The organism is Arachnia propionica (genome assembly GCF_003932785.1).
GTDB lineage: Bacteria > Actinomycetota > Actinomycetes > Propionibacteriales > Propionibacteriaceae > Arachnia > Arachnia propionica_B.
Genome location: NZ_RQYT01000034.1, coordinates 1 through 25,606, shown reverse-complemented (window position 1 = coordinate 25,606; position 25,606 = coordinate 1). Strand labels below are relative to the sequence as shown.

Annotated in this window: 25 protein-coding genes and 1 pseudogene; 12 read left to right on the top strand and 14 right to left on the bottom strand. The window is 69.4% G+C overall.

From position 1 onward, the window contains the following. Positions 1–7: 7 nt before the first annotated feature. The 3 genes from pstS to EII35_RS11975 all read right to left on the bottom strand — a co-directional run bounded on the left by pstS (position 8) and on the right by EII35_RS11975 (position 3,324). On the bottom strand, positions 8–1,099 hold the full coding sequence (pstS, locus tag EII35_RS11985) for a phosphate ABC transporter substrate-binding protein PstS (RefSeq protein WP_125228706.1): 1,092 nt from the start codon (positions 1,097–1,099) through the stop codon (positions 8–10). Positions 1,100–1,232: 133 nt separating this feature from the next. Continuing rightward, positions 1,233–2,285 (bottom strand): dihydrodipicolinate synthase family protein, encoded by a 1,053-nt coding sequence (locus tag EII35_RS11980; protein WP_125228705.1) that lies wholly within the window; start codon positions 2,283–2,285, stop codon positions 1,233–1,235. 1 nt (position 2,286) lies between these two features. After that, on the bottom strand, positions 2,287–3,324 hold the full coding sequence (locus EII35_RS11975; protein ID WP_125228704.1) for an NAD-dependent epimerase/dehydratase family protein: 1,038 nt from the start codon (positions 3,322–3,324) through the stop codon (positions 2,287–2,289). Positions 3,325–3,437: 113 nt separating this feature from the next. Here EII35_RS11975 and EII35_RS11970 point away from each other — a divergent pair, with 113 nt between their 5' ends. Beyond that, a complete protein-coding gene (locus tag EII35_RS11970) occupies positions 3,438–4,580 on the top strand; it encodes an ROK family transcriptional regulator (protein WP_125228703.1) in 1,143 nt (380 codons plus the stop codon). On the opposite strand, the gene EII35_RS11965 is transcribed toward EII35_RS11970, so the two are convergent. Genes EII35_RS11965 through mshD form a run of 3 tightly spaced genes read right to left on the bottom strand, consistent with a single transcriptional unit; the run spans position 4,564 to position 8,305 of the window. Further along, positions 4,564–5,433, bottom strand: coding sequence for an NUDIX hydrolase (locus EII35_RS11965; RefSeq protein ID WP_125228702.1), 870 nt, complete (start codon positions 5,431–5,433; stop codon positions 4,564–4,566). The genes EII35_RS11970 and EII35_RS11965 overlap by 17 nt on opposite strands. After that, entirely contained in the window at positions 5,430–7,502 is a 2,073-nt protein-coding gene (locus tag EII35_RS11960) for an RNA degradosome polyphosphate kinase (protein ID WP_125228701.1), read from the bottom strand. Before EII35_RS11960 ends, EII35_RS11965 begins: the two co-directional genes overlap by 4 nt. Next, complete coding sequence (gene mshD, locus EII35_RS11955) at positions 7,499–8,305, bottom strand: mycothiol synthase (RefSeq protein ID WP_185744307.1); 807 nt, start codon at positions 8,303–8,305, stop codon at positions 7,499–7,501. The genes EII35_RS11960 and mshD overlap by 4 nt, the downstream gene beginning before the upstream one ends. A gap of 163 nt (positions 8,306–8,468) precedes the next feature. Here mshD and EII35_RS11950 point away from each other — a divergent pair, with 163 nt between their 5' ends. After that, positions 8,469–9,173 carry an NADase-type glycan-binding domain-containing protein gene (locus EII35_RS11950; protein WP_125228699.1) on the top strand — a complete coding sequence of 235 codons (705 nt, stop codon included), beginning with the start codon at positions 8,469–8,471 and terminating at the stop codon, positions 9,171–9,173. A 125-nt stretch (positions 9,174–9,298) separates the two neighbouring features. Beyond that, positions 9,299–9,784, top strand: a complete 486-nt coding sequence (locus EII35_RS11945; protein WP_125228698.1) for an arsenate-mycothiol transferase ArsC — start codon at positions 9,299–9,301, stop codon at positions 9,782–9,784. Here the strand turns inward: EII35_RS11945 and dtd are convergent. Beyond that, positions 9,750–10,187 (bottom strand): D-aminoacyl-tRNA deacylase, encoded by a 438-nt coding sequence (gene dtd / locus EII35_RS11940; RefSeq protein ID WP_125228697.1) that lies wholly within the window; start codon positions 10,185–10,187, stop codon positions 9,750–9,752. The genes EII35_RS11945 and dtd overlap by 35 nt on opposite strands. Before the next feature lie 5 nt (positions 10,188–10,192). Between dtd and EII35_RS15980 the strand changes: the two genes are divergently transcribed. The 3 genes from EII35_RS15980 to ygfZ are packed head-to-tail and all read left to right on the top strand — an operon-like array spanning position 10,193 to position 11,788. Further along, positions 10,193–10,339, top strand: coding sequence for a hypothetical protein (locus EII35_RS15980; RefSeq protein ID WP_185744306.1), 147 nt, complete (start codon positions 10,193–10,195; stop codon positions 10,337–10,339). Position 10,340: 1 nt separating this feature from the next. Then, entirely contained in the window at positions 10,341–10,859 is a 519-nt protein-coding gene (locus EII35_RS11935) for a heme-binding beta-barrel domain-containing protein (protein ID WP_125228696.1), read from the top strand. Then, positions 10,856–11,788: a CAF17-like 4Fe-4S cluster assembly/insertion protein YgfZ gene (ygfZ, locus tag EII35_RS11930; RefSeq protein ID WP_125228695.1), complete on the top strand. Its 933-nt coding sequence runs from the start codon at positions 10,856–10,858 to the stop codon at positions 11,786–11,788. Before EII35_RS11935 ends, ygfZ begins: the two co-directional genes overlap by 4 nt. A 21-nt stretch (positions 11,789–11,809) precedes the next feature. Here the strand turns inward: ygfZ and tpx are convergent, their stop codons facing one another. Beyond that, entirely contained in the window at positions 11,810–12,304 is a 495-nt protein-coding gene (tpx, locus tag EII35_RS11925) for a thiol peroxidase (RefSeq protein WP_125228694.1), read from the bottom strand. Positions 12,305–12,400: 96 nt separating this feature from the next. Between tpx and EII35_RS11920 the strand changes: the two genes are divergently transcribed. The 3 genes from EII35_RS11920 (at position 12,401) to ppk2 (ending at position 15,205) form a co-directional block, all read left to right on the top strand. Continuing rightward, on the top strand, positions 12,401–12,784 hold the full coding sequence (locus EII35_RS11920; RefSeq protein WP_125228693.1) for a hypothetical protein: 384 nt from the start codon (positions 12,401–12,403) through the stop codon (positions 12,782–12,784). A 149-nt stretch (positions 12,785–12,933) separates the two neighbouring features. Beyond that, positions 12,934–14,160, top strand: coding sequence for an ATP-binding protein (locus EII35_RS11915; protein ID WP_125228692.1), 1,227 nt, complete (start codon positions 12,934–12,936; stop codon positions 14,158–14,160). Between the two features lie 109 nt (positions 14,161–14,269). Further along, positions 14,270–15,205, top strand: coding sequence for a polyphosphate kinase 2 (gene ppk2 / locus EII35_RS11910; RefSeq protein ID WP_125228691.1), 936 nt, complete (start codon positions 14,270–14,272; stop codon positions 15,203–15,205). Positions 15,206–15,354: 149 nt separating this feature from the next. Here ppk2 and EII35_RS11905 read toward each other — a convergent pair whose 3' ends face one another. Next, on the bottom strand, positions 15,355–15,996 hold the full coding sequence (locus EII35_RS11905; RefSeq protein WP_125228690.1) for an RNA polymerase subunit sigma-70: 642 nt from the start codon (positions 15,994–15,996) through the stop codon (positions 15,355–15,357). Between the two features lie 342 nt (positions 15,997–16,338). On the opposite strand from EII35_RS11905, the gene EII35_RS11900 reads away from it, so the two are divergent. Further along, on the top strand, positions 16,339–16,692 hold the full coding sequence (locus EII35_RS11900) for a hypothetical protein (RefSeq protein WP_395858248.1): 354 nt from the start codon (positions 16,339–16,341) through the stop codon (positions 16,690–16,692). A gap of 39 nt (positions 16,693–16,731) precedes the next feature. Further along, positions 16,732–17,613, top strand: a complete 882-nt coding sequence (locus tag EII35_RS11895) for a DUF4862 family protein (protein WP_125228688.1) — start codon at positions 16,732–16,734, stop codon at positions 17,611–17,613. Between the two features lie 6 nt (positions 17,614–17,619). Here EII35_RS11895 and typA read toward each other — a convergent pair whose 3' ends face one another. The 5 genes and pseudogenes from typA to dhaK form a co-directional block, all read right to left on the bottom strand. Continuing rightward, positions 17,620–19,470: a translational GTPase TypA gene (gene typA, locus EII35_RS11890; RefSeq protein ID WP_125228687.1), complete on the bottom strand. Its 1,851-nt coding sequence runs from the start codon at positions 19,468–19,470 to the stop codon at positions 17,620–17,622. A gap of 86 nt (positions 19,471–19,556) precedes the next feature. Continuing rightward, positions 19,557–21,581, bottom strand: a complete 2,025-nt coding sequence (gene ptsP / locus EII35_RS11885; protein WP_312019305.1) for a phosphoenolpyruvate--protein phosphotransferase — start codon at positions 21,579–21,581, stop codon at positions 19,557–19,559. Then, positions 21,555–21,959: pseudogene (gene dhaM, locus EII35_RS16645) on the bottom strand (dihydroxyacetone kinase phosphoryl donor subunit DhaM); the annotation flags it as partial. The pseudogene dhaM and the gene ptsP, both read right to left, overlap by 27 nt. Before the next feature lie 3 nt (positions 21,960–21,962). Next, positions 21,963–22,592 (bottom strand): dihydroxyacetone kinase subunit DhaL, encoded by a 630-nt coding sequence (gene dhaL / locus EII35_RS11880; RefSeq protein WP_395858247.1) that lies wholly within the window; start codon positions 22,590–22,592, stop codon positions 21,963–21,965. Further along, entirely contained in the window at positions 22,580–23,575 is a 996-nt protein-coding gene (dhaK, locus tag EII35_RS11875) for a dihydroxyacetone kinase subunit DhaK (RefSeq protein ID WP_125228684.1), read from the bottom strand. The genes dhaL and dhaK overlap by 13 nt, the downstream gene beginning before the upstream one ends. A gap of 219 nt (positions 23,576–23,794) precedes the next feature. Between dhaK and EII35_RS11870 the strand changes: the two genes are divergently transcribed. Next, a complete protein-coding gene (locus tag EII35_RS11870; protein ID WP_125228683.1) occupies positions 23,795–25,078 on the top strand; it encodes an adenylosuccinate synthase in 1,284 nt (427 codons plus the stop codon). Positions 25,079–25,606 lie beyond the last annotated feature (528 nt).

Sequence of the window (25,606 nt, the reverse complement as noted above, 5' to 3'; positions counted from 1 at the left end):
TCGACGGTCATTCCAGCTCGGAGACCGCTCCTGCGACCCGCTGCTGGAGCGAGTCGGGAAGCGGTGCGTAGCCGAGGTCCTCCAGCGACGCCTGGACCTCCGGCGAGGCGAAGTAGCCCAGGAAGTCCTTCAGCAGTGCGCTGTTGCTGCCCCCCGCGGAGCAGACGACCTCATAGGTGGCCATGATGGCCCCGTACCCCCCGTTGTCGGGGGTGTGGTCGACGGCCAGCCGGAGGTCGTGGCCCTCGCCCTGGTGCTCGGCCGCCTCGATGGCGAGCCCGGCGTTCGACGCGGTCAGCTCCACCCCGTTGATGGCGGCGACGGGGATGTCGCGCTCCAGCGCTCCGCCCCACTCCATGTAGGAGATGGAGTTCGGGGTGTTGACGACGGCCTCGGCCACCCCAGCGGTCTTCTCGCGGCCCTCCCCGGTGACCCCGGCCCACGCCTTGCTCGGCTCGTGCGGCCACGCGCCGTCGGAGGCCTCGGCCAGATACTTGCTGAAGTTCTCCGTGGTCCCGGACTCGTCGGCCCGGTAGAAGACCGCGATCCTCTCGTCGGGCAGCACCACCCCCGGGTTGCTGGCGGCGATCTCCGGGGCGTTCCAGCGGGTGATGGCGCCGTCGAAGATTCCGGCGAGGGTCTCCGCGGTGAGATTGAGCCGGTCCACGCCGTCGAGGTGGTAGCCGACGGCGATCGGCCCGAAGACGAGGGGAAGGTTCCAGGCCTCGTTGCCGCCGCAGCGCTGCCGGGCCCGGTCGGCCTCGACCACCCCGTCCTTCTCCTTCAGTCTCAGTGCGGAGTCGGACCCGGCCCAGTCGACCGCGGCGCCGTGGAAGGCCTTGATCCCCGCCCCTGAACCAGAGGAGGTGTACTCGACGGTGGAGCCGGGACAGAGCATCGTGTACCCCTTGATGACCTCCTCCATGACGGTCTTCTGGGAGGAGGCTCCCTCGCCCTTGAGCGTCCCGCCGGGGCATGCGACGGCCAACGAGGAGGACGGCCGGGAGGAGGGCACGGAGGTCGAGGCTGGGGTCGTCGAGCAGGCGGCGACGAGCAGGGCTGCGGATGCGCCGAGCACTGCCGTACCACGCATCGTCATGGGCGTGCCTTTCCGGTCTGACACAGGGGAGTGGGCCCCTGGCGGAGCCGGACGGATGTCCTCCCGGGCAGAATCTAGGACGCCAAGATGACGGATCGCACCAGGTTGGGTGAACTCCAGGTGAACGACCGGGTCACAGTCCTCGCAGCCACTCGTCGAGGTGCTCGGCCACGAAGTCGTCGTCGCTGAGATGCGGGTACTGTCGGCGGACCCGACGGATCTCCTCCGCCTGACCGGGGGACAGCGTCGAGCCCGGGTCCAGGCACCGGGTGCCGCGCATGAGTCCCTGCTGTCTGAGGTACTCGTGGACCCCGGCGATGACCCCACGGAAGTCGTTGCCGGGATCGAAGACGGCCTGGTTGAGGTCGACGACGTCGGTGGCGAGGGCGCCCAGTTCGACGGCCGCGGCCGCCTCGCCGTCGGCGGCTCGATGGGCGAGGTCGAGCAGCCCCACCGCGGCGTGGGTGCCGACCGCCCACTGGCCGAGCAGCCCGCCGACGAAGCGGAATCGCTCACCGTCGACGTGGTACTCGTTCAGGAGGTCGGCGACGATGGCGTCGTCGTTGCCGGTGTAGAGGGCGACGTCATCGGCCCGGCCGGAGGCGGCCACGCCACGGACCAGCTCCAAGGTCCGATACCGGTCGAAGGGTGCCGCCTTCACCGCCACCACCGCGTCGATGGCCGCGAACTCGGCCCAGAAGTGACGGTCCAGCACAGGGCCACCGATCGCGGCCTGCAGGTAGAAACCCACCACGGGCATCACCTCGCCGACGGCGCGGGCCCGGGCGAGCAGGTCGGCCGGGCCGGAGCCGTCGACCCGGGGACTCAACAGGACGGCGTGGTAGCCGAGGTCGTGGGCGAGCTCCGCCTCCCGCACCGCCTGGCCGGTCGGGCCGGCGACCCCCGCGATCCGCACGACCCCCGGGTCGTCGTGGTCGTCCAGCTCCTCGGCGGCGAGCCGCAGCACCGGCTCGTACAGGTCGTGTTCGGGGTCCCTGATCTCGAACTGGGTGGTGTGGACGCCGACGGCGAGCCCGCCCGCTCCCGCGTCGAGGTAGTAGCGGCTGAGGGCCCGCTGCCAGGGCTCGTCGATGCGTAGATCCTCGGTGAGGGCCAGGGGGTGGGCGGGGATGACGGCGCCTTGGGACAGGGTTGCGGCTGCCGCCTGCGGCATGGTGGGGGACATCTCAGAACTTCCCGTCCCGCACGGACCACTTGGTGGGTTTGGCGGTCATGGGCAACCCGTTGCGGACCCAGGCGGCCTGCCACGCGATGAGCTGTTCGGCGGTGATCGGGGGTGGGCCGAACAGTTCGAGGCATCGGCTGGCGTCGCTGAGGAGCGCCGTCGCCTCGGGTTCGCCCTCGAAACCGACCGGCCTGTCCAGCAGCTGGCCGAGCCGGGTGGCGATCTGGCGCACCTCCAGCAGTTCCGGTCCGGTGAGGTTGAGGGTGAACACCTCGGGGGAGGCGTGGCGGAGGCTGCGCAGGATCACCTCGTTGGCGTAGCCCTGCCACACGACGTTGACGAACCCGGTGTGGAGGGGGACCGGTTGGTCGGCCATGATCTGGGTGGCGATGTCGGCCAGCACGCCGTAACGGAGGTCGACCGCGTAGTTGAGGCGGATGATGCTCACGGGGGTGCCCCAGGTGTTGGCGGCGAACTGGAACACGCGTTCCCGGCCGAGACAGGACTGCGCATACTCGCCGACCGGGCCGACGGGGGTGTTCTCCGTCGCCCCTCCCGTGGCGGGCGCGACGAACGGGTAGACGTTGCCCGTGGACAATGCCGTGATCCGGGAACCCCGGTAGCGGCGGGCGACGCGGCCGGGCAGGGCGGCGTTGACCTCCCAGGCCCAGGACTGGTTCTGTGCGGCACCGAACTTCGCCCCCACCATGTGGATCACGTCGGCCGCGTCGGGGAGCGGGGTGAGGTCGTCGTTCTCGATGAGGTCGAAGGGCACGACCTCGATGCCCTGGGAGGCGAGTTCCTCGCGATGCCGGGGGTCGGAGAAGCGGGAGACCGCGTGGACCCTGTCCGAGCTGCGGCCCGCGGCGTCGAGGCCAGCCCGCGCGAGCCGGGCGAGGGAGGGGCCCATCTTGCCCCCGGCCCCGAGAATGACGAGATCCCCCGCTCCGCCGCGGAGATCCGCCACCAGAGCCTCGCTGGGGGTGGCCAGTGCCGCCTCGAGCGCCGCCTCGTCGGTGAATCCTGCCAAGGTTGTCATCCCGATCCCTTCCTCGCGATCCAGTGGATTTACCTTACCAAGGTTGGATAAATGGTGTCGCTGATGACCGAAAGATCTGCTCAGTTCAAAGACCATGGTGGGATAATGGGGGCATGGAGACCCCGAGGACGGCCCCTGCTGCGGTGATTCGAGTGGGTGCGAGGCTGCGCGACGGCGGCCCCTCCGGGGCCAGCGCGCTCGCCGTCGAACTGGGACTCTCCCGCACCGCCGTGGAGAACGCGCTCGCCACCCTCGAGGACCTCGGACTCGTCACCCATGCCCCCGGCACGCCCGGCGGGGCGGGACGGCCGGCCCGCCGCTTCGCCTTCGCGGCGGACGCCGGAGTGGTGCTCGGCCTCGACGTCGGGGTGCACAGCGTCCGCTGCCGGGTGGTCGACCTCGCAGGCTTCGTCATCTCCCAACGGACCGATCCCGGGCTGGAAGCCCAGGCCGGGCCCGCCGACCAGGTCGACTCCGTCATCGCCACCGCCGAGGCCTGCCTGGCGGAGGCGGCCTCGGGGCGGGTCAGGGCCGTCGGCGTCGCCCTGCCCGGCATCGTCGACGACACCTCCCGGGTCGTGGCCTCCGTCGTGCTGCCGGGCTGGACGGGCATCGACGTCGTGGGCATTCTCGGGTCCCGTCTCGGCTGCCCTGCCGCGCTGGACAACGGGGTCCGGTTGGCGGCCCTCGCGGAACACCACATCGGAGCGGGACGGCTGTTCGAGGACGTGCTCCACGTCGCGGTCGGCTCCCGGGTGGCCGTCGGCATGGTTCTCGGCGGCGAGGCCCGACGAGGGGTGCACCACCTCGCCGGGGACATCGGCCGGGTCGCCTTCAGCGACCTCGTCGACCCGGCGGGTCAGCTGCGGTGGCGAAGCGCCGCCGGGGCGCGCGAGGTGTTCGAGCTCGCGGAGCGTGGTGACGTCTCCGCCGTCGCCGAGATCGAGGCGGTGGTGGCTCAGCTCGGCAGGGGCATCGCCACCGTCGCGATGGCGGTCGACCCCGGGGTGGTCGTCGTGGGTGGCGGTCTCACCCAGGCGGGTGAGGCCTTCCTCCAGCCGTTGCGTGATGAACTGGCCCGGCTCTTCGGCGACCACGCCCGCATCCCCGTCCTCGCCGGTGAACTCGGCGTCGAGGCTGCCGTGAGGGGCGCGGTCATCCACGCCTTCACCCGTTGCTCGCAGGCCATCCACGGGCTCGACGGCATGCCGCCGCCCCTGGGATCCGCGACGCCGGGGGTCACGCCGTCGGCTTGAAGGTCTCCGTGGTGACGACGTCCCCGCCGACGACGTGCAGCCCGCGGACCTCCGCCACCACCATCGGTGCCGACTTGATCCCGAGCCCCGCGTACATGTCCGGCAGGATCGGCCGGTGGCCGCAGACAGCCGTGGGGCGGTCCAGCCCGGACAGCAGCTTCGCCATGTACTTGCGCACTGCCTTCGGATCCTTGGAACCGGCCTCCTCGGTCAGCGCATCCACCGTCTCGACCTCCAGCTTCGCCCCCTTGGCGTAGGGCAGCAGCGTCTGCACGCACCGCTCCGACGACGAGCTGACCAGGCGTTCGACCCCGAAGGCCGCCAGCAGATCGGTCAACCGTTTCGCCTGGCGACGCCCCCGCCCCGACAGGCGGCGGCGCTGGTCGTTGCCCGTCCAGTGCTTGCGCTGCATCGCCTTGGCGTGGCGCACCACGAGCAGGACGTTGCTCGTGGGCAGCTCCACCGCGCGGCGGATCAGGTCCTGCTCCGCCTCGTAACTGACCCTCGCCAGGGCGTCCTCGATGCTGAACCACTTCACCTGGGACACCTCGTGGTCCGGCTTGCGGTTGCGCTGCCGCTTCACCGTGGCCCGCCAGTAGTGCGACACCTTCGGGCCCGTCGAGGTGTCGTAGCGGATACTCGGCAACCTCAGGTCCAGCACGGCGTCGACCCCCGTCTCCTCCGTGATCTCCCGCAGTGCGGTCTCGGGGAGCAGCTCGTCGGCCTCCCCCTTGCCCTTCGGCAGCGACCAGTCGTCGTAACGGTCGCGATGGATGAGCAGCACCTGCTGGGTGCCGCTGCGTTCCCGGAGGATCACGCCCCCCGCCGCAACGATCTTCCGCTTCTTGCTCATCGGCTCCGCCTCGAACGGGTGCGACGGATCAGCTCCTCCTGCAGGTCCAGCAGCGGCTGGCCCTCGGCGTCCACCGTGACCGCGGTCCAGGTGTCGTCGTGGAGTTCCCAACGCACCGTGCCGTCGTCGAAGGCCAGCCCGAACAGCTCGTCGATCTGGGTGATGTGGCGCGGATTCGCCAACCCGACGATGGCCTCGACGCGACGATCCAGGTTGCGGTGCATCAGATCAGCGGAACCGATCCCGACGTTCGGGCGGCCGCCGTTCTCGAACCAGAAGATGCGGGAGTGTTCCAGGAAGCGGCCGAGGATCGAACGGACCCGGATGTTCTCGCTGAGCCCGGGCACGCCGGGGCGGATCGCGCAGATGCCCCGCACCCACACGTCGACCCCGATCCCTGCCAGCGAGGCTCGGTACAGCGCGTCGATGACCGCCTCGTCGACGATGGAGTTCACCTTGATGCGGATCCGTGCCGGTCGTCCCGCCTCGTGGTGGCGGATCTCCTTCTCGATCCGCTGCACCAGGCCGGAGCGGATGCCGTGCGGGGCGACGAGCAGACGCCGGTAGTCCGTCTGATGGGTGACCCCCGACAGGTGGTTGAACAATCGGGCGATGTCGTCGGTGATGATCGGGTTGGAGGTCAGCAACCCCATGTCCTCGTACATCCGTGCGGTCTTCGGGTGGTAGTTGCCGGTGCCGATGTGTGCGTAGCGACGCAGCCCGTCCGGCTCCTGCCGCACCACCAGCGACAGCTTGCAGTGCGTCTTCAACCCGACCATGCCGTAGACGACATGGACGCCGGCCTGCTCCAGCTGGCGCGCCCACGAGATGTTGTTCTGCTCGTCGAAGCGGGCCTTGATCTCCACCACGGCCAGCACCTGCTTGCCGGCGCGGGATGCGTCGATGAGGGCGTCGACGATGGGGGAGTCGCCCGAGGTGCGGTAGAGGGTCTGCTTGATGGCGAGCACGTTCGGGTCCGCGGCTGCCTGCTCGATGAACCGTTGCACGGAGGTGGCGAACGAGTCGTATGGGTGCTGGACCAGCACGTCCTGGCGGCCGATCGCCTTGAACATGTCCGCGGGGGAGGCCGACTCCACCTCGGCCAGGTCGGGGTGGGTGATCGGCAGGAAGCCGGGGTACTCCAGTTCCTCCCGGCGGGAGTCGCCGAGGGCGAACAGCCCGGTCAGGTCGAGGGGCGCGGGGAGGTGGAACACCTCCTCCGGGGTGACGTCCAACTCGCTGACCAGGGTCTCGAGCATCGCCTCGTCGATGTCGTCCTGGACCTCCAGCCTGACCGGGGGGCGCCCCACCTTGCGACGCAGCAGCTCCTTCTCCAGCGCGTAGAGGAGATTCTCGGCGTCGTCCTCCTCGACCTCGATGTCCTCGTTCCGGGTGACCCGGAAGGTGGCGTGACTCAGCACCTCCATGCCGGAGAACAGCTGCCCCAGATGGCGGGAGATGACCTCCTCCAGGGGCAGGAACCTGCCGTCGGACAGCCTGACGAAGCGGGACAGATTGGTCGGCACCTTCACCCGGGCGAACTGACGGGCCCCCGTCCTCGGGTTCCGCAGCAGCACCGCCAGGTTGATCGTGAGCCCGGAGATGTAGGGGAACGGGTGCGACGGGTCCACGGCCAGGGGAGTGAGGACGGGGAAGATGCGTTCACTGAACAGTGAGCGCATCTCGTCCTTCTCCGTCGCGGTGAGCTGATCCCACCTGAGGATCTCGATGCCGTTGTCCTTCAGGGCCGGGCGGATCTCGTTCTGGAAGAGCTCCGACTGCTCGGCCACCAGTTCCTTGATCCGCTTGAGGATCCGCGTCAGCAGCTCGCCCGGCATCGCCCCGGTGACGGTGGGGACCGCCACCCCCGCCTGGATCCGTCGCTTCAGGCCGGCGACGCGGACCATGAAGAACTCGTCGAGGTTGTTGGAGAAGATCGCGACGAACTTGGCGCGCTCCAGCAGGGGGACCCGTTTCGCATCCCGGGCGAGGTCGAGGACCCGGTTGTTGAAGTCCAGCCACGCCAGCTCCCGGTCGAGGTAGCGTTCCGAGGGCAGGGTGTCGTTCATGAGGGCTCCCGACGGTAGTTGGTGTCAACGGACAGGGTGTCGAACCCCGAGGCGCGGTACAGGGCCACGACCCGCGGCTGATCGGCCTCCACGTACAGTTCGACGGTGCGGCAGCCGACGGCCGTCAGGTGGGCCAGCCCGTGGTCGAGGAGGGCACGGCCGATCCCGCGTCCCTCGAAGGCGGGATCCACGGCCAGCACGTAGACCTCTCCCGTGGTGGCGTCGTGACGCTTGGTCCAGTGGAAACCCACCAGCTGCCCCTCGATGCGGGCGGTGAGGAGCCCCGCGGGATCGAACCAGGGCTGACGGGTCAGCGCGCGGAACCCGTCGAGGTCCAGTCGCCCCTGCTCCGGATGGTTCCTGAACGCGGCACGGTTGACCGCGACAACGGCCGTGGCGTCCGCGTCGGTGAACGTGCCGATGTGGACGCCCTCCGGGGGCGCCGCGGGCGTGGCGGCGGTCAGGGACCGGCCCATGTGCAGGAGTTCCCGGACCGGCCTCAGGCCGAGGTGCTCGGCGAGGGCGCGGGCGGCGGGCAGGGTGCCGAAGGCCCACGCCGAGTGCTCCGGTCGTCGGTCGAGCGCGTCCAGCAGGAGGGCGGAGCCGATCCCGCGACGTCGACCCTCGGGCTCCACCGCCACGAGAATCGTCTCGTCGTGGTCGTCCAGGATCGCGAAGCCGTGGGGACGGGTGACGACGACGCCCTCCCGTTCCCCCGCGATGACCAGGCGTGACGAGTCGTTGAGCGGGTTGACGCCGTCGACCTCCTCGCAGCGGACGGCGATGGCGAGGGGATCAGGCATGACGCCACCCCCAGTGGGCCATGGGCCCACGACGGCCCTTTCCGACGAGCACCGGGTCCATGACACACCTCCGAACGGCCAGCGAGGCTCCATCGTAGCCACGGGGCGCGCGGGCCGTGACGTCGACCATCCCCAGCGGTCCGGGGGCTTGTACCATGACGCCATGTCCAGACGTCTGCCCGATGAGTACTTCAGGCAGACCATCAGCGAGTCCTCCGACGTCCGGCCGGGTGAGGAACGTCACGTCGAGTCGCCGCCCCGTGGCCGGATCCCCGTCACCTCCGGCCTGCCGCTCGTCCTCGTGGTGGCGTGCGCCGTCGCCGCCTTCCTGCTCGGTTACGCCGGGGTCAGGGCACTGATGCTGGGCGAGGAGCCGGAGGAGATCCATCCCAACCCCTCCGGCGCCGCCACGGCCCCCACCCGTCCCGCCGTCCCCTGGACCGGCCCCGTCAAACCCGTCAAGCCCCTGCTCGCCGAGGGCACCTGCGAGGCCGGGGAGCCCCCCGACGTGCTGCTGGATGGACGCTCCGCCACCGTGTGGCGTTGCCCGGGGAACGGTGCCGAGCAGTCCCTGACGTTCCAGTTCGGTGACGCCGTCGACCTGGTGGGGGTGCGACTCGTCAGCAACGTGGCCGCGAACCCCGACGTGGCCGCCCGCGAACGACGGATCACGGAGGTGCGGTGGACCTTCGACGACGGGTCATGGGTGGCGCACCCGCTCGCGAGCGACAGCGCATCCCCGCAGGAACTGCGGTTTCCCGCCGTGGCGACCAGCTCCGTCACCCTCACCGTCGTGAGCGTCACCGAGCCCGGCGCCGACCTCGACCAGGTGTCCATCGCTGCGGTCGACTTCCTCACCACTGGGTGACCCGCTGAGCCGTGGAACTCCGGGTTCGTCGGGTGAAAGGTGGGCTGCCCAGTTTTCGGCAGGGCTGTGTTCGACCATCGAGATGAGTAATCTCTGACGCGTAGCCTGATCCAAGGAGCCACCTCATGCCGAGTGTCCTGTTCGTCTGCTCCCGCAACAGCGGAAAGAGCCAGATGGCGGCGGCGCTGCTCCGAAGCCGTTCCGGTGGGCGGGTGGACGTGTACTCCGCCGGCACCCGGCCCGGACCCGCCGTCAATGAGGAGGCCCGCGCCAGCCTCGCCCGGCTCGGCGTGGTGCTGGGCAACGAGAGGCCCACCCTGCTCGATCCGGAGCTGCTGGCCGACGTGGACCGGGTCGTCGTCCTCGGCTATGAGGCCGTGGTGGCGCCCGTGCCCGGGATGAAGGGGACCATCGAGGCCTGGCACCTCGACGAGCCCTCCGCCCACGGCATCCAGGGCGAGACCAGGATGGATCTCATCCGCGACGAACTGGACGACCGGGTCGCGGGGCTCATCAAGGAGCTCGGGGTCGAGGACCTCCAGATCGACGAGGAGGAGGACGAACCCACCGTCGTCATCACTCCCAGTTCTCGGTGTCGATCAGGATCGTGACCGGTCCGTCGTTGACGGAGGCCACCTGCATGTCCGCACCGAACCGGCCACGCGCCACCGTCGCGCCCAGCTGTTCCAGGGCCCGGGCGAACGTCTCGACCATCGGCTCCGAGACGGCGCCGGGAGCGGCCTTCGACCAGCCGGGCCGACGCCCCTTCCGGGTGCTGGCGTGGAGGGTGAACTGACTGACCACCAGGATGGGTGCGTCGATGTCGCTGGCGGAGACCTCCCCGTCGAGGATCCGCAGCCCCCAGATCTTCGCGGCGAGGGCACGGGCGGCGGAATCGTCGTCGCCGTGGGCGATCCCCACCAGCACGAGGAGGCCGGGACGGGGCAGCTCGCCCACCACCTCGCCGTCCACCGTCACGCTGGCCGACGACACCCGGGAGATGACAGCACGCATGGGCCATGTCTACCATCTGGTCCTCGTCGTGGCAGGTATCGTGGTGGCCCGTGAGCATGATCGCGGTCTGGGTGCTGATCGTGGCCGCCGTCGCCGTGGCGGTGGCTGCCGCGTGGTTCGCGATCACCCAGGTGAGGAGACGGAAGGACTGACATGGCAGAACTCAAGGGGATCGACATCGAGGCCCCGGCGGGTCTCAACCAGGAACTCATCGCGCTGGGGTGGCTCGTCGGCACGTGGGAGGGCGCCGGCAACGGCACCGATCACGAGGGCAACGACTTCACCTTCGAGCAGCGCATCGAGTTCAGCCACGATGGGGGCAACTACCTGTTCTACGTCTCACAGACCTTCGGGATGTCCGACGAGGGGGTGTTCGACCAGCCGCTGGGGATGGAGACGGGGTTCTGGCGGCCGAAGGCGGATGCGTCCCTGGAGGTGACGCTCGCCCACTCCGACGGCTGGACGGAGGTGCTGGTCGGGAAGATCCAGGTGACCCGCATCGACCTGCTCACGGATGCCGTCGTGCGGACTGAGGGCGCCACGGTGTCCCACAGCTCCGGGCAACGGCTGTACGGCAAGGTCGAGGGGGACCTCATGTACGCGCTCGACCGCTCCACCGCCGACCACGAGCTGCGCCCGCACATGTGGGCCCGACTCTCGAAGCGGCAGTGAGCGTCCTCGTCGAGGACGGGATCGACGAGAGTCTCGTCTGGCACGACGGCAACCCCGTCGCGGAGGGACGGGCCATCGAGGCGGGTGCCGCCGTCGTCGATCTGTCGAACCGCGACATCGTGGAGGTGGCGGGGCCGGACCGACTCGGTTGGTTGCACTCGTTGACGAGCCAGCACCTGTCGGGGCTGTCGGCGGGCGAGCCCACCGACGCGCTGGTGCTGTCACCCAACGGCCACGTCGAACACGTCCTGTCGGGGGTTGACGATGGGGAGCGGCTGCTGGCCTGGACCGAGCCGGGGCGTGGCGCGGAGCTGGTGGAGTTCCTCGACCGGATGCGGTTCATGATGCGAGTGGAGGTTCGGCTGCGTGACGACCTCGCCCTGGCCTGGGTGGGGGAGAGGGTTGTCGTGCCCGAGGGGTGGCCGTCATGGTCGTGGCTCGGCGGCCGGGCGGTGCTGCGCCCCCGGGACGCGGCCCTGCCGGAAGGGATCCGCGCCGGGACGTGGGCCTTCGAGGCCCACCGCATCGCCGCAGGGGTGCCGCGCATCTTCGTCGACACGGACCACCGGACGATCCCCAACGAGATCGGCCTGTTCGGCACCCATCTCGACAAGGGTTGTTACCGGGGCCAGGAGACCGTCGCACGCGTCCACAACCTCGGCAGGCCGCCGCGTCGGCTGGTGCTGCTGCACCTCGACGGATCCGCGGAGGCACTGCCCGCGGCCGGTGCGGCGCTGGAACTCGACGGCAGGCAGGTCGGTTTCGTCGGGTCGTCCGCCCGGCACCACGAACTGGGGCCGATCGCCCTCGGCCTGGTGAAACGGGCGGTGCCGGTGACGGCGACGCTCACCGTCGACGGCATCCAGGCAGCCCAGGAGCCGCTCGTCGATCCGGAGGTCGGCCTCCACGTGAGGCCGAGGCTCGGGTGAGCCCCGGCCCCGCGTCAGGGATCAGAGAACCGCGAGGGCGGCGTCGTAGTTGGGCTCGCTCTTGATCTCCCCGACCTGCTCGGCGTGGAGGACGCGGCCCTGCTCGTCGAGGACGACGACGGCGCGGGAGAGCAGACCCTCGAGGGGGCCGGTGATCATGGTGACCCCGTAGTCCTCACCCAGTGTGGTGCGGAAGTCGGAGGCGACGGCGACGTTCTCGATGCCCTCGGCGCCGCAGAAGCGGGACAGGGCGAAGGGGAGGTCGCGGGAGACGCACAGGACCTTGGTGTTCTCCAGCGATGCGGCGCGCTCGTTGAAGGTGCGCACGCTCTGCGCGCAGACGCCGGTGTCGACGGAGGGGAAGATGTTGAGGACCAGGCGGGAACCGGCGAAGTCCGACAGCTTGACGGCTCCGAGGTCGGTGCCGACCAGTTCGAAGGTCGGCGCGGTGGCGCCCACCTCGGGGAGGGAGCCGTGGGTGCGGACGGGGTTGCCGCCGAGGGTGATATCAGTCATGCCAGCATCATTGCCGATCCGGAGCGTCGAAGGAAGTCCGCGGCTGAACCCTGCGGAGGGCATTCTTGTTCCGGAGACCGAATCCGAGGAGTGACCATGAGGATCCAGGGTGCTGTGGCACTGGCTGCGATGCTGCTGCTGGCGGGCTGCGAGGCGGGGACCCGCACCGCTGAACCACATGAACGTTCCTTCGAGATCGCGGTCGGTGAGGTCGTCATCATCCCCGTCGTGGGAACCAACCACAGTGCGCGCACCGGCCCGCAGATCAGTGGGGTGACGGGGGAGTCGGTGAGTCATGAGCTGAAGGTCGGCAGCTGCAAGGTGGAGCAGCCGGGCTGCACGTCGAGGACGACGATGGTGGTCAAGGGCGTGAAGGCCGGGACGACCACCATCGACGTCAGGGGGTGCTTCTTCGGCAACGGGCCGGAGGACTGTCAGCAGAACAGCGAGCCCGAGACCTACACCGTCGTGGTGAAGTGACCGCCATCACCCTGGCGCCCGGCTGTCACTCCACGCGGTGACGCCCCTACTCGACAGTGGGTCGACGTGCTGTTGTCGACCATGATCGACAACCAGGCCCCGAGTATCGGTTTTGTCGACTATGATCGACAAATGGAGGGAGGGGTGTCATGGAACGGATCGTCGATCGGCCCCGCTACCTGGCGCGCATCCGTCCATTCATGGACGTCCCGGTGGTCAAGATCCTGACCGGGGTGCGGCGCTGTGGGAAGTCGACGCTGCTGGGCATGGTGGCCGACGAGGCCGCCGCCAAGGACCCGCAGGCCGCGCAGGTGAGACTCAACCTGGAGTCCGGGGAGGGGTTGGGCATCCGCACTGCTCCCGCCCTGATGGAACACCTGGGCGCGCGGTTGCCGGACAGGAACGCCCGAGTCCACATCTTCCTCGACGAGATCCAGCAGGTGCCTGGCTGGGAGGACGTGGTCAACGCGCTGCGGGTGGACTGGAACTGCGACCTCTACCTCACCGGCTCCAACTCCACGATGCTCGCGAGCGAACTGAGCTCCCACTTGGCAGGACGATTCGTCGAGTTTCCGATCCGTCCCCTGGCCTTCCGGGAGTTCGTGGAGCTGCGGCATCCCGACGGTGCCACCCGGGACCAGATCCAGGAACTCTTCGAGCAGTACCTGGTCCTGGGGGGATTTCCGGTGCTGAAGTACTTCGATGCTGACGCCCGGGCCGCTGTGCAGTATCTCGACAGCCTGCTCGACACCGTCGTGGTCAAGGATGTGATCGAGCACTTCGCGATCCGTGACGTGGACATGTTCCGGCGGATCCTGCGTTACTGCGTCGGGAACGTGGGACGGACCTTCTCCGCCCAGTCGGTCAGCCGGTACATCAGGAGTGAGGGACGTGCGGTGAGCGTGGACACCGTGCTGGCGTACCTGAGGCACTGCGCCGAGGCCTACCTGGTGGACAAGGTTCCCCGGATGGACGTCGTCGGCAAACAACTGTTGCGCGCCGATGAGAAGTACTACGTGGTCGACCAGGGGCTGAGAACCGCCCTCGGCTTCGACAATCGTGCCGACGTGGAACTGACTCTGGAGAACATCGTTCACGGTGAGCTGCGGTCGCGTGGCTACACGGTGGAGGTGGGCTGGCGTGGGGCCAAGGAGGTGGACTTCGTCGCTCGGCGAGGAGAGCGCACGTGGTACGTCCAGGTCAGTTATCTGCTGGCGGACCGGGCGACGGTGGAGCGGGAGTTCAGTGTCCTGGAGGCGATCCCGGACAACCATCCCAAGACGGTGGTGAGCATGGATCCGATCCCCCGGGGACGCAACGGGATCCAGCACCTGAACATCGTGGACTTCCTGATGGCGGACCCCCTCGATGACTGAGCCGACCCGGTGCGGCGTGGCGGTTTCGTCGGGAGTGCTCAAGCAACTCCGAGGGTTGTTGTCGATGGCCGCCCTGTTGTCGTCGTGGGGCCTGTGTCACCCTTGAGCCATGAATCAGAACCTGCGTGAGTTCATCGACATGGTCCGGGATCAGGGATACAGCGTCGGTGACGTCCATGGTGAGGACCAGTTCCTCATCGACCCGATGGGGGCGGCCGTGGAGACGTGGCGGGACAAGTACCCCTACGACGAGCTGCTCAGCCGGGACGAGTACGAGGCCGAGAAGCGGCAGTTGCAGATCGAACTGCTGAAGTTCCAGTACTCCGCGCAGGACAACGGCACCAAGCACATCATCCTGTTCGAGGGGCGCGACGCGGCGGGCAAGGGTGGCGCCATCAAGCGGTTCACCGAGCACCTCAATCCGCGTGGCGCCCGGGTCGTCGCCCTCAACAAGCCGAGCGACACCGAACGTGGTCAGTGGTACTTCCAGCGGTACATCAAGCATCTGCCGACGGCGGGGGAGATCGTGCTGTTCGACCGCTCCTGGTACAACCGGGCCGGTGTGGAGCGGGTGATGGGGTTCTGCACGGATGAGGAGTACCAGACCTTCATGAAGCAGGCCCCGGTGTTCGAGCAGATGCTCATCGAGTCGGGGATCACCGTGACGAAGCTGTGGTTCTCGGTGACGCAGCGGGAGCAGCGCACGAGGTTCGCGATCCGTCAGCTCGACCCGGTGCGACGCTGGAAGCTGTCCCCAATGGATCTGGAGTCCCTGGATCGCTGGGAGGACTACACGAACGCGAAGTCGGCGATGTTGAAGCAGACCGACACGGAACTGGCCCCCTGGTACCGGATCAAGTCGAACGACAAGAAGCGGGCGCGCCTCAACGCGATGCGGTTGTTCCTGGAGAGCCACGACTACGACGACAAGGACCCGTCGGTCATCAAGCCGACCGATCCGCTCATCGTGCAGCGTGGCCGCAAGAAGTGGGCCAAGCAGAACGCCGACGGCGAGATCGTCCAGCCGGAGGAGAACGAGGACTGAATCCCCGCGCGTCCTTCCGTCCGTGCCGGGTCGGTTTCGCCTGCCTTGGGGCGGAAAGCCTGCCTTCTCTTGAATTGCCTGTGTTGAAAGACAGGCGAGCCCGGAAAATGGCAGGCGAATCGCAGTCAGGGCAGGCGAGACCGGGAGGGTCAGGGGAGGGCGGTGAGGGTCTCGACCACGTCGAGGAGGGGCCGTAGCCCGTTGTCGTTGATGCGCTGCGAGATGGCTGAGGGGGACACCTGTTCGCGGGCGGCGGCCTCGAGGTTCGGGGTGCCGCGACGGAGGTCGCGCCAAGTGCGACGCGTCGCCTCGCTGAGCCGGTCGAGCTCGGCGTCGAGGAGCCTGAGCAGCGGGTCGGCCAGCGGGTTGGCCGCGGCTCTGCCGTCGACGAGCGCGGTGCGGGCGGCGCGATGGCCGGGACGTCGGGAGGTCTCCTCGGCGCGTTCGATGGCTTCCCGGGCGTTCCACCACGCCGACCCGTCCTGGATGCCGCGTTCGGCGTCGACGACCCGGACCTCACCTCCGCCCAGACCCACCCTGAGTTCCGCGGTCCCGAGCAGCTCGTCGCGCAGCATCATGGTGGCGGCGACGGCGTCGCCCACGCTGGCGTAGACCCCTTGAAGTTCGTCGCCGACCGTGACGCGCAGTGGGTCGAGGGTCGGGACGGCCGCGTTGGTGGTCTCGATGGCGGCGAGGATCGCGTCATGGACGGCGGCGCGTCTGGAATCCCGGGACCGCACCACGTCCCCGAGCAGCGCCATGCATTCAGGGAAAAGCTGAATCCTGCCCATGTGAAGATTGTAGCTTCATCTCCGTGTCGGTCGGAGCCTGCCGGGGTCCCGGGACAGGCGCTCGGGCCAGGGGCCGAGGCGAGAAGCGCTGCGGGAGAGGGCGGCAGGAATCGCCGTCCTGCTTCGTTTTGGAACGTTTCAAACGGCGGCTCACGGAAGCAAAGCGGCGATTCGTGTACACGCCCTTGGCTCGCGACAGTGGCCGGAATCGCCCGGTGGATTGCGCGAGCCCGACGGGAAAAGTCGGAGCCGTCTGGAACAGTGGGGCACATGAGCACCCTCGCGTGGGCGATCGTCGTCGTTGCCGGGTTCCTCGCGGCCACCGTCGCGGGCACCCCCGTGATCCGCGGCCTCTTCAAGTTCGTCGACTGGCAGACCCAGCGGGCGGCAGCGCGCCGGGAGGCCGCCGTCGCCGGGACCGGCGGCCCGGAACTCGTCGATCTCCGGCTGGAACGCGCGGGGCGGGACATGCCCGGCGGCACCTGGATCGGCCTGCTGGAACGGGTCGGCATCTACTCCTGCATCGTGGCCGGCTTCCCCGCCGGGGTCGCCATCGTCCTGGGGGTCAAGGGGTTCGGCCGGTACCCCGAACTCAGCACCCCCGACCCGGCCAAGAGCGAACGCTTCATCATCGGCACCCTCGGCAGTCTGCTGTGGGCCGCGGCGTGGGGAGCCCTCGTGTCCTGGCTGCGGTGACGCCCGCTATCTTGGAGCCGGTCGACCGGAAGGACAGCAATGAAACACCTTGTCGTAGGGGCCTATGCCGCCCTGCCCGCGGAACGGGACGAGCAGGAGCACTTCTACGACGAACTGGCCGCGCGAGGTCTGGCCGCCGCGCTGGAGATCCCCTTCGTGGACGTGCTCCACGCCGACCTCAACTGGTTCGCAGCCCAGCTGCGGGGGCGCTTCACCCGGTCGGTCGTCACCGCCATCCCCGGCACGATGCAACGGGTGTGGCGGGATCCCGCCTTCGGGCTGGCCTCTCCCGACGAGGAGGGACGGACCCGTGCCGTCGCCTGGATCACCGACATCCGCCACGCCGCCGAGGACCTCAACGATCGCACCGGCGAGCAGTCCGTGGCGTGGCTGCACATCCACTCCGCGCCGTCGGTCACCGCCGACCGCACCGCCTTCGCCCGTTCCCTCGCGGAACTCACCACGGCAGAGGGGTTCACGACGGAGCTCGTCGTCGAACACTGCGACGCCCACGACCCAGCCGTCGAGGGGGAGAAGCGGTTCCTTCCCCTCGAGGCGGAGCTGGAGGCCTCGCCGGACCTCGGTTTCGCCGTCAATTGGGGACGATCCGCCCTCGAGGCCCACGACCCGGAGCGTCCCCGGCGTCACGTCGAGCTGCTCGCAGCGGCGGGACGGCTGCGGGGACTCATGTTCTCCGGCGCCGGTGCCACCGACAACCGGTGGGGCAAGGCCTGGGCCGACCTCCACCTGCCCCTGTCCACCGACGAGCCCAGCTCACTCATGACCCCGCAGCGGGTGACCGAATGCCTGGCCGCCGCGGGCAGCCCGGCCTATGTCGGCGCGAAGCTGCAGGCCCCGGCCGATGCCGACGTCGAGACCCGGCTGCGGGTCATCGCCTCCGTCATCGACCTGGTGCGGTGAGGGGGGTCAGCCCCGCTTCAGGCGGGCCCGGTCCTTCTGACCCAGCACGACCTTCCGGATCCTCACCACAGCAGGGGTGACCTCCAAGCACTCGTCGGCGGCGCAGAACTCCAGCTGCTGCTCCATCGACATCAGCCGCGGCGGGATGAGACGCTCCAGCTCCTCGCCCGTCGAGGAACGGATGTTGGTGAGCTTCTTCTCCTTCGACGGGTTGACGTCCATGTCCTCGGGGCGCGGGTTCTCCCCGACGATCATGCCCTCGTACACCTCGGCGCCGGGGCCGACGAACATCGTGCCGCGCTCCTGCAGGTTGAACAGGGCGTACGAGGTGACCACGCCCGTCCGGTCCGCGACGAGCGATCCCGTCGGCCGGGTGCGGAAGTCCCCGGCCCACGGCTCGTAGCCCTCCGCGACGTGGTTCATGATGCCGGTGCCGCGGGTCTCGGTGAGGAACTCGGTACGGAAACCGATGAGGCCCCGCGCCGGCACCAGGAACTCCATCCGCACCCAGCCGGTGCCGTGGTTGACCATCGTCTCCATCCGGCCGCGCCGCAGCCCCATGAGCTGGGTGACCACACCCACGAACTCGTCGGGGATGTCGACGGTCAGCCGCTCGATCGGTTCGTGCACCTTCCCGTCGATGACCTTCGTCACCACCTGCGGTTTGCCGACGGTCAGTTCGAAACCCTCCCGCCGCATCATCTCCACCAGCACGGCGAGTTGCAGCTCACCGCGGCCCTGCACCTCCCAGGTGTCCGGACGCTCCGTCGGGTGGACCCGGATGGAGACGTTGCCGATGAGTTCCTGGTCGAGCCGCGCCTTCACCAGCCGCGCCGTGAGGTTCTTGCCGGACTTCCCCGCCAGCGGGGAGGTGTTGATGCCGATCGTCATGGAGATCGACGGCTCGTCGACGTGGATGAGCGGCAGCGGCTTCGGGTTCTCCGGATCGGAGAGGGTCTCGCCGATCGTGATCTCCGGGATGCCCGCGATGGCGACGATGTCGCCGGGACCCGCGCTCTCGGCGGGAACCCGCTCCAGGGCCTGGGTCATGAGCAGTTCGGTGAGCTTCACATTCGTCACGGTGCCGTCGGCCCGGCACCACGCGACCTGCTGGCCTCGCTTCAGCTCACCGGCCACCACCCGGCACAGCGCCAGCCGCCCCAGGTACGGGGAGGCGTCGAGGTTCGTGACATGGGCCTGCAGGGTGGCGCCCTCCTCGTAGGAGGGGGCGGGGATGTGGTCGAGGATCGTCTCGAACAGGGGCTCCAGGGTCGTCGAGCCCGGCATCTCCCCGTCGGCGGGCTGCGTCAGTGACGCCCGGCCCGCCTTCGCCGAGGCGTAGACGATGGGGAAGTCGAGGCCGTCGGCGGCGTCGTCGTCGAGGAGGTCCATGAACAGGTCGTAGGTCTCGTCGACGACGGCGGAGATCCGCGCGTCGGAGCGGTCCACCTTGTTGACCACCACGATGAGGGGCAGCTTCTTCGCCAGCGCCTTCCGCAGCACGAATCGGGTCTGGGGCAGCGGCCCCTCGGACGCGTCGACGAGCAGCACCACACCGTCGACCATCTCCAGGCCGCGCTCCACCTCGCCGCCGAAATCGGCGTGCCCGGGGGTGTCGATGATGTTGATGGTCACCTCGCGGCCGTCCGCCATCAGGTGCTTGACGGCCGTGTTCTTCGCGAGGATGGTGATCCCCTTCTCGCGCTCCAGGTCCATCGAGTCCATGACCCGGTTGTTGACGTCGGAGCCCTCCCGGAAGGCGCCGGACTGCCAGAGCATGGCGTCCACGAGGGTGGTCTTCCCGTGGTCGACGTGGGCGACGATGGCGACGTTGCGCAGGTCGGAACGGATGGGCATGGGGACTCCTCGAGGTGGGGACTGGGCCGGCGAACAGTGTAGGTAGGGTGCGCGGCGCCCGACGAATCCACCCGATGACGGCCCCGTCACCCCCGACGCAGCGACGGCACCTCCCGCGCTGCCGCCTCCCGCGCCTCGACGGGGCCCGACGCGCCGACGGCCGCCTGCGCCGCCCTGCGGCAGTCCGCCAGGGTGAGCTCCGCAAGGGTGGCGCGGACCGCCTCGAGGGACTGCACGCTCATCGACAGCGTCGAGACCCCGAGACCGACGAGGACCGCGGCCAGATCCGGGTGGGCCGCCGCCTCGCCGCAGCAGGAGATCGGTCGTCCCGTCGCCGCACCGGCCTCCCCGACGAGCTGGATGAGCCGGAGCACCGCCGGATTCCACGGGTCCTGCAGCTCCTGCACCCCCGTCGCCATCCGGTCGATCGCCATGGTGTACTGCGTGAGGTCGTTGCTGCCGATGCTCGCGAAGTCCACCTCGGCAAGGATCTCGCGGGCGCTCAGTGCGGCTGCCGGAACCTCGATCATGACGCCGACCCGACGCAGCCCCGCCGCCCTGGCGAGCCCGGCGAACTGCGCCGCCTCGGCGGCGGTGGAGATCATCGGGGCCATCACCCACACCTCCGCCCCGCTGGCCTGCTCGGCGGCGGCGATGGCCTCCAGCTGCCGGGTGAGGACGTCCGGCGACTGGGCGGCGGTGCGGAAACCCCGGATGCCGAGGGCCGGGTTGTCCTCGCCGGGGATGGTGAGGAAGCTGAGCGGCTTGTCGCTGCCCGCGTCGAGGGTCCTGACGACGACCTTGCGGCCCGCGAACGGCGCCAGCACCTTGGCGTAGCCGTCGGCCTGTTCGGCGACGGTGGGTTCCTCCCGGACGCCGAGGACACTGATCTCGGTGCGGAACAGCCCCACCCCCTCCGCTCCGGCCCGCGCCGCGACCTCCGCCGCCCCCGCCGAGGCGACGTTGGCGTACAGGCCGATCGGTTGCCCGTCGGCGGTGCGGCCGGGCGCGCTGAGGGGCTCCACTGTCGCCGGGGTGGTCCGGGCCCCGACCTGCTGCTCCGTGTCGGGCTCCACGACGACCTCGCCGGTGGTGCCGTCGAGGAGCACCCGGGAACCGTCGGGGATCTCCATCGCGCCCGTGAACCCCACCACGGCGGGGATCCCCATGCTGCGGGCGAGGATCGACGTGTGCGAGGTGGGTCCTCCCGCCGCGGTGATGATGCCGAGGCAGCACTCGGCCCGAAGTGTGGCCGTGTCCGCGGGAGCCAGATCCTCCGCGACGAGGATGAACGGCGTCTCGCAGGTCGGGATGCCCGGCAGGGGGCGTCCCGTGAGGTGACTGACGGCACGGTCGCGGACGTCGATGAGGTCGGTGACCCGCTCGGCGAGCAACCCGCCCTGGGCCTGGAACTCCACGACGATTTCGGACACCGCCTGCCACAGCGCCGACACCCCGCCGACCGAGTCGACGCCGACCCTGGCCGAGGCGCGGTCCCGCAGCATCGGGTCGCGGGCCATCGAGGCGCTGGCCCTGAGGATCTCCGACGCCTCCGGGCCGGCCCCCTCGGCCTGCCGTTCGTAGCCGCTGGCCGTCGCCTCCAGGGCCTCGGCGAGCCGACGACGTTCCTGAGGGATGTCGTCCCTGGACAGCAGGTAGTCGTGCGGGGGTTTCGTGGCCGGGCTCGTCATGATGCGGGCCGTGCCGACCACCCGGCCGGGGCTGACCCCCTGCGGGCCGGCGGTGCGGATCGGCTCCGGGGCGGCCGGTTGGTCGAGTTCCCCGAAGCCGTCGCGGATGAGTTCGACGATGGCGGCCACGGCGTCGACGGCGTCGGAACCGGCGGCCTCCACCCACAGCCGCTCGCCCGTCCGGGCGCCGAGACTGGCCAGTGACACGGGCGAGGAGGCCGAGGCCGACGTGCCGTGGCAGCGGAGCCGGATCTCACTGTCGAACCGGGAGGCCGTCGCCACCACCTGGGCGACGGGGCGGACGTGGAGCCCGGCCGGGTTCACCACGGTGGCCGAGTCCTTGGCGTCGGGCTCCCAGGCGTCCTGGGTGGCCTTGGTGGAAATCTCGACGGGGGCCAGGGCCGACTGCTTCGGCTCCAACGCCCGCCCCGCCTCGGCGACGACCTCGTCGAGGCTCGCCCCCGTCGCGGCCCGCACCACCGCCGACAGCAGCCCCTCGACGAAGGGCGCCGGGATGATGCGCACCTGCTCCGGGTCCGCCGCGACGAGGTCCAGGGCGAACTCGGCGCTGAGGATGGCCGAGCCGAGGTCGACGATCACGACGACCCCCGCGCCCTGGTCCGCCGCCGAGATCGCCTCCGCGACCGCCGTCGCGTCGGTGCCGAGCCTGCCATCGCTGGTGCCCGCCGCGACGAGGACGGGGGGCTGTTCCCCGTGCACCATCTGGAGGGACAACTCCACGGCGGCCTCCGCCAGCTCACGGCTGTGCGAGACGGCGACGATTCCCACCAACGCCATCGGTCACTCCTCCTTCAGGGCCGCCGCGAGGGCGTCGAACATCAGGGCCGTGGAGGTCGCGCCCGGGTCCTGGTGGCCGATGGAGCGTTCGCCCAGGTAGCTGGCCCTGCCCTTCGTGGCGAGCATGGGGATCGTGGCATCCCGGCCCTCGTTGGCGGCCTCAGCGGCGGCCCGGGACGCGGCCGCCGCCCCCTGCTCGGCGGCCTCGGCGAAGGCGACGACGGCGGGTTCCATCGCGTCGATCATGGTCTTCTCGCCCGTGGTGGCCTTGCCGCGGGCCTTGACACCGTCGAGCCCGGCACGCAGGGCCTTCGCGAAGTCCTCGGGGGCGACCACGACCTCGTCGAGTCCGGCCCCCAGCCGCAGGAAGAACGACCCGTAGAGCGGGCCGGAGGCGCCGCCGATGCTGCTGACGAGGGTCATGCCGACCCCCTTGAACAGCTTCGGCAGCGGGGCGGTGTCGTCGAGGGCCTCGACGGCGGCCTTGAATCCGCGCGCCATGTTGGAGCCGTGGTCGGCGTCGCCGATGGCCGAGTCGAGGGTGGTGAGCCGCGCCGCGTTCTCGTTGAGGAGTTCGGAGAAGGTGCGCAGCCACTGGGTGAGCTGGTCCCGGTCGATCATCACAGGCCCCACCGCAGTCCGGCCGTGTTGACCGGGGCGTCCCACAGCGTCAGCAGCTCGTCGTCGACCTCGAGGAGGGTGAGGGAGCAGCCGGCCATGTCCAGGCTGGTGATGTAGTTCCCGACGAGGTTCCGCTCCACCGTGACACCGGCGTCGTCGAGCAGTTTCTTCACCTCCGCGTACATGAGGTAGAGCTCCAGCAGCGGGGTGGCTCCCATCCCGTTGAGCATGGCGATGGTGCGCTTCCCGGCGTAGTCGCGGTCGGTGAGGATCGGTTCGACGAGCTGCCTGGCGATGTCCTTCGCGGGGGTGAGGGGTTCGCGGTGGCGTCCCGGCTCGCCGTGGATGCCGATCCCGATCTCCATCTGGTCCTCGGGCAGGTCGAAGGTGGGTTGTCCTGCGGCGGGTACGGTGCAGGAGGTCAGGGCCATGCCCATGGAGCGGCCACCCTCGTTGACCTTCGTGGCGACGGCGAGCACCGCGTCGAGGTCGCGTCCCTCCTCGGCGGCTGCCCCGACGATCTTCTCCAGCAGCACGGTCAGGCCCACGCCGCGTCGTCCCGCCGTGTACAGGGAGTCCTGGACGGCGACGTCGTCGGCGACGACCACCGTCTCGACCCGCACGTCCGCCTCGGCGGCGAGCTCGGCCGCCATCTCGAAGTTCATGACGTCGCCGGTGTAGTTCTTCACGATGTGGAGGACGCCTGCGCCCGCGTCGGCCTCGACGGTGGCGGCGAGGATCTGGTCGGGGGTGGGGGAGGTGAACACCTGACCTGCGCAGGCCGCATCCAGCATGCCGACACCGACGTAGCCGCCGTGGAGGGGCTCGTGACCGGAGCCGCCGCCGGAGATGAGGGCCACCTTGCCCTGCCTCGTCGGGGTGGCGCGGAAGATCACGCGGTGCTGATGGTCGACGCGGACACGATCGTCACTGGCCTCGATGCCGTGGAGTGCCTCGGCGACGACGTCGTCGGGGGAGTTGATGAGCTTCTTCATGGGGCCCTGCTCCTTTGCGGGTAGTTCTGTCATAGATGCTGGCGCGAAAACGCCGATGCTTCAACTGGCGGCCTCCCGGCTGCACGATCGTGAACCCGGCCGAGACACTGCTGCACCAAGGTGCAGGGCGCGGTGCCGGGCATGGCGCGGGCTCCGGGTACACTGCGGAGGTAAGGCCCCGGCTTTGCTGGGGCTTGCTTCGCGTCCAGGAGGATTCCAATGCCTAGTGTTGTCGTGGTCGGCTCCCAGTGGGGGGACGAGGGCAAGGGCAAGGCGACCGACCAGCTCGGTGACCGCGTCGATCTGTGTGTCCGCTATTCGGGGGGCAACAACGCGGGACACACCCTCGTGGTCGGTGGCGAGAAGTTCGTGATGCACCTCCTGCCGTCCGGCATCCTCAACCCCGGCACGACGACGGTGCTGGGCAACGGCGTCGTCATCGACCTCGACGTGCTGGCCGAGGAGCTGGAGATGCTGGCCTCGCGCGGGGTGGACGTGCCGCATCCGCTGATCTCCGCCAACGCGCACATCATCACCGAGTACCACCGGGTCATCGACAAGGTGACGGAGCGGTTCCTGGGGAAGCGTCGCATCGGGACGACAGGCCGCGGTGTCGGGCCCGCCTACTCGGACAAGGTCAACCGGATGGGGATCAGGGTCCAGGACCTCTTCGACGAGTCGATCCTGCGGCAGAAGGTGGAGGCTGCCCTCGACCAGAAGAACCAGCTGCTGGTGAAGGTGTACAACCGTCGCCCCATCGAGGCCGACGAGGTGGTGGCGTCGCTGCTGGCCCACGCCGAGTCGATCCGCCCCCACGTCATCGACTGCGGGAGGTTCATCAACGACGCGCTGGACCGCGGCGAGGTGGTCCTGTTCGAGGGCGCCCAGGCCCATCACCTCGACGTCGACCACGGCACCTACCCGTACGTGACCTCGTCGAACCCGATCGCGGCGGGGGCCTGCACGGGGGCGGGCGTCGGGCCGACCCGCATCGACCGTTCCATCGGTATCGCGAAGGCCTACACCACCCGGGTCGGTGAGGGTCCGTTCCCGACGGAGCTGCTGGACGACAACGGCGAGAGGCTGCGCCAGGCGGGCGGTGAGTTCGGGGCGACGACGGGACGGCCGCGTCGCTGTGGCTGGTTCGACGCGGTGCTGGTGGAGCAGGCGACGAAGCTGAACGGCTTCACCGACATCTTCCTCACCAAGCTGGACATCCTGTCGGGCTGGGAGACCATCCCGGTGTGCGTGGCCTACGACGTCGACGGGGTGAGGCACGACCACATGCCGATCACCCAGTCGGAGTTCCACCACGCCAAGCCGATCTACGAGGAGCTGCCGGGCTGGACCGAGGACATCTCCGGCTGCCGCACCTTCGACGAGCTGCCCGCGAACTGCCAGGCCTACGTGCGTCGCCTGGAGGAGCTCATCGGCTGCCGCATCTCCGGCATCGGAGTCGGCCCGGGTCGCGAACAGTCCGTGGTCATCAACGATTTGATCTGAGCTAGGGTGTGCAGCCTCGATCTACACGCGGACCAGACAGATCAGTGGCCGCAGGGTGATCGCCGTGGACGGGAAAACCTTGAACCCAGTGCTGACATGGCCTCACGGTCCAGGTCCGAGACGTGCCAACAGTGTCGAGCATCCAGCCAGCACCGCGGCAGCAGTCAACGCGAGGATCTCCTCCAAGCGATACCGCCTGCCCACCGCTGTCTGGGGTCACTGACACCGGCGAAGACATCCAACAACGACTGGCGTTCCAGGGCAGAAATACGGGATGATGACATCCGTAGTGGCCTCCAGTGAGTCGGCTGACTTCATGCCCATCCATCCTCACCACCAAACCACGCCACCAACCAGCAAAGCCCCTAGTCAACCCACGCATTAGCCGAGTTCGCCGAGTCCAGGGCGGCGAGCGGACGATCCGGAGGAGAGCGGGGCGAGGTGCCTCACGTAGGAATGAGCGCGAAGGGTGGGTTGGTGCCTCACGTAGTGTGAGCGTGAGGCTTGCGGTCATTTTGGGGTTCGGAG

Excerpts from the sequence above, each read along its gene's own strand:
- pstS (WP_125228706.1), bottom strand. The coding sequence starts at position 1,099 with ATGACGATGCGTGGTACGGCAGTGCTCGGCGCATCCGCAGCCCTGCTC.
- EII35_RS11980 (WP_125228705.1), bottom strand. The coding sequence starts at position 2,285 with ATGTCCCCCACCATGCCGCAGGCGGCAGCCGCAACCCTGTCCCAAGGC.
- EII35_RS11975 (WP_125228704.1), bottom strand. The coding sequence starts at position 3,324 with ATGACAACCTTGGCAGGATTCACCGACGAGGCGGCGCTCGAGGCGGCA.
- EII35_RS11970 (WP_125228703.1), top strand. The coding sequence starts at position 3,438 with ATGGAGACCCCGAGGACGGCCCCTGCTGCGGTGATTCGAGTGGGTGCG.
- EII35_RS11965 (WP_125228702.1), bottom strand. The coding sequence starts at position 5,433 with ATGAGCAAGAAGCGGAAGATCGTTGCGGCGGGGGGCGTGATCCTCCGG.
- EII35_RS11960 (WP_125228701.1), bottom strand. The coding sequence starts at position 7,502 with ATGAACGACACCCTGCCCTCGGAACGCTACCTCGACCGGGAGCTGGCG.
- mshD (WP_185744307.1), bottom strand. The coding sequence starts at position 8,305 with ATGCCTGATCCCCTCGCCATCGCCGTCCGCTGCGAGGAGGTCGACGGC.
- EII35_RS11950 (WP_125228699.1), top strand. The coding sequence starts at position 8,469 with ATGTCCAGACGTCTGCCCGATGAGTACTTCAGGCAGACCATCAGCGAG.
- EII35_RS11945 (WP_125228698.1), top strand. The coding sequence starts at position 9,299 with ATGCCGAGTGTCCTGTTCGTCTGCTCCCGCAACAGCGGAAAGAGCCAG.
- dtd (WP_125228697.1), bottom strand. The coding sequence starts at position 10,187 with ATGCGTGCTGTCATCTCCCGGGTGTCGTCGGCCAGCGTGACGGTGGAC.
- EII35_RS15980 (WP_185744306.1), top strand. The coding sequence starts at position 10,193 with ATGTCTACCATCTGGTCCTCGTCGTGGCAGGTATCGTGGTGGCCCGTG.
- EII35_RS11935 (WP_125228696.1), top strand. The coding sequence starts at position 10,341 with ATGGCAGAACTCAAGGGGATCGACATCGAGGCCCCGGCGGGTCTCAAC.
- tpx (WP_125228694.1), bottom strand. The coding sequence starts at position 12,304 with ATGACTGATATCACCCTCGGCGGCAACCCCGTCCGCACCCACGGCTCC.
- EII35_RS11920 (WP_125228693.1), top strand. The coding sequence starts at position 12,401 with ATGAGGATCCAGGGTGCTGTGGCACTGGCTGCGATGCTGCTGCTGGCG.
- EII35_RS11915 (WP_125228692.1), top strand. The coding sequence starts at position 12,934 with ATGGAACGGATCGTCGATCGGCCCCGCTACCTGGCGCGCATCCGTCCA.
- ppk2 (WP_125228691.1), top strand. The coding sequence starts at position 14,270 with ATGAATCAGAACCTGCGTGAGTTCATCGACATGGTCCGGGATCAGGGA.
- EII35_RS11905 (WP_125228690.1), bottom strand. The coding sequence starts at position 15,996 with ATGGGCAGGATTCAGCTTTTCCCTGAATGCATGGCGCTGCTCGGGGAC.
- EII35_RS11895 (WP_125228688.1), top strand. The coding sequence starts at position 16,732 with ATGAAACACCTTGTCGTAGGGGCCTATGCCGCCCTGCCCGCGGAACGG.
- typA (WP_125228687.1), bottom strand. The coding sequence starts at position 19,470 with ATGCCCATCCGTTCCGACCTGCGCAACGTCGCCATCGTCGCCCACGTC.
- dhaK (WP_125228684.1), bottom strand. The coding sequence starts at position 23,575 with ATGAAGAAGCTCATCAACTCCCCCGACGACGTCGTCGCCGAGGCACTC.
- EII35_RS11870 (WP_125228683.1), top strand. The coding sequence starts at position 23,795 with ATGCCTAGTGTTGTCGTGGTCGGCTCCCAGTGGGGGGACGAGGGCAAG.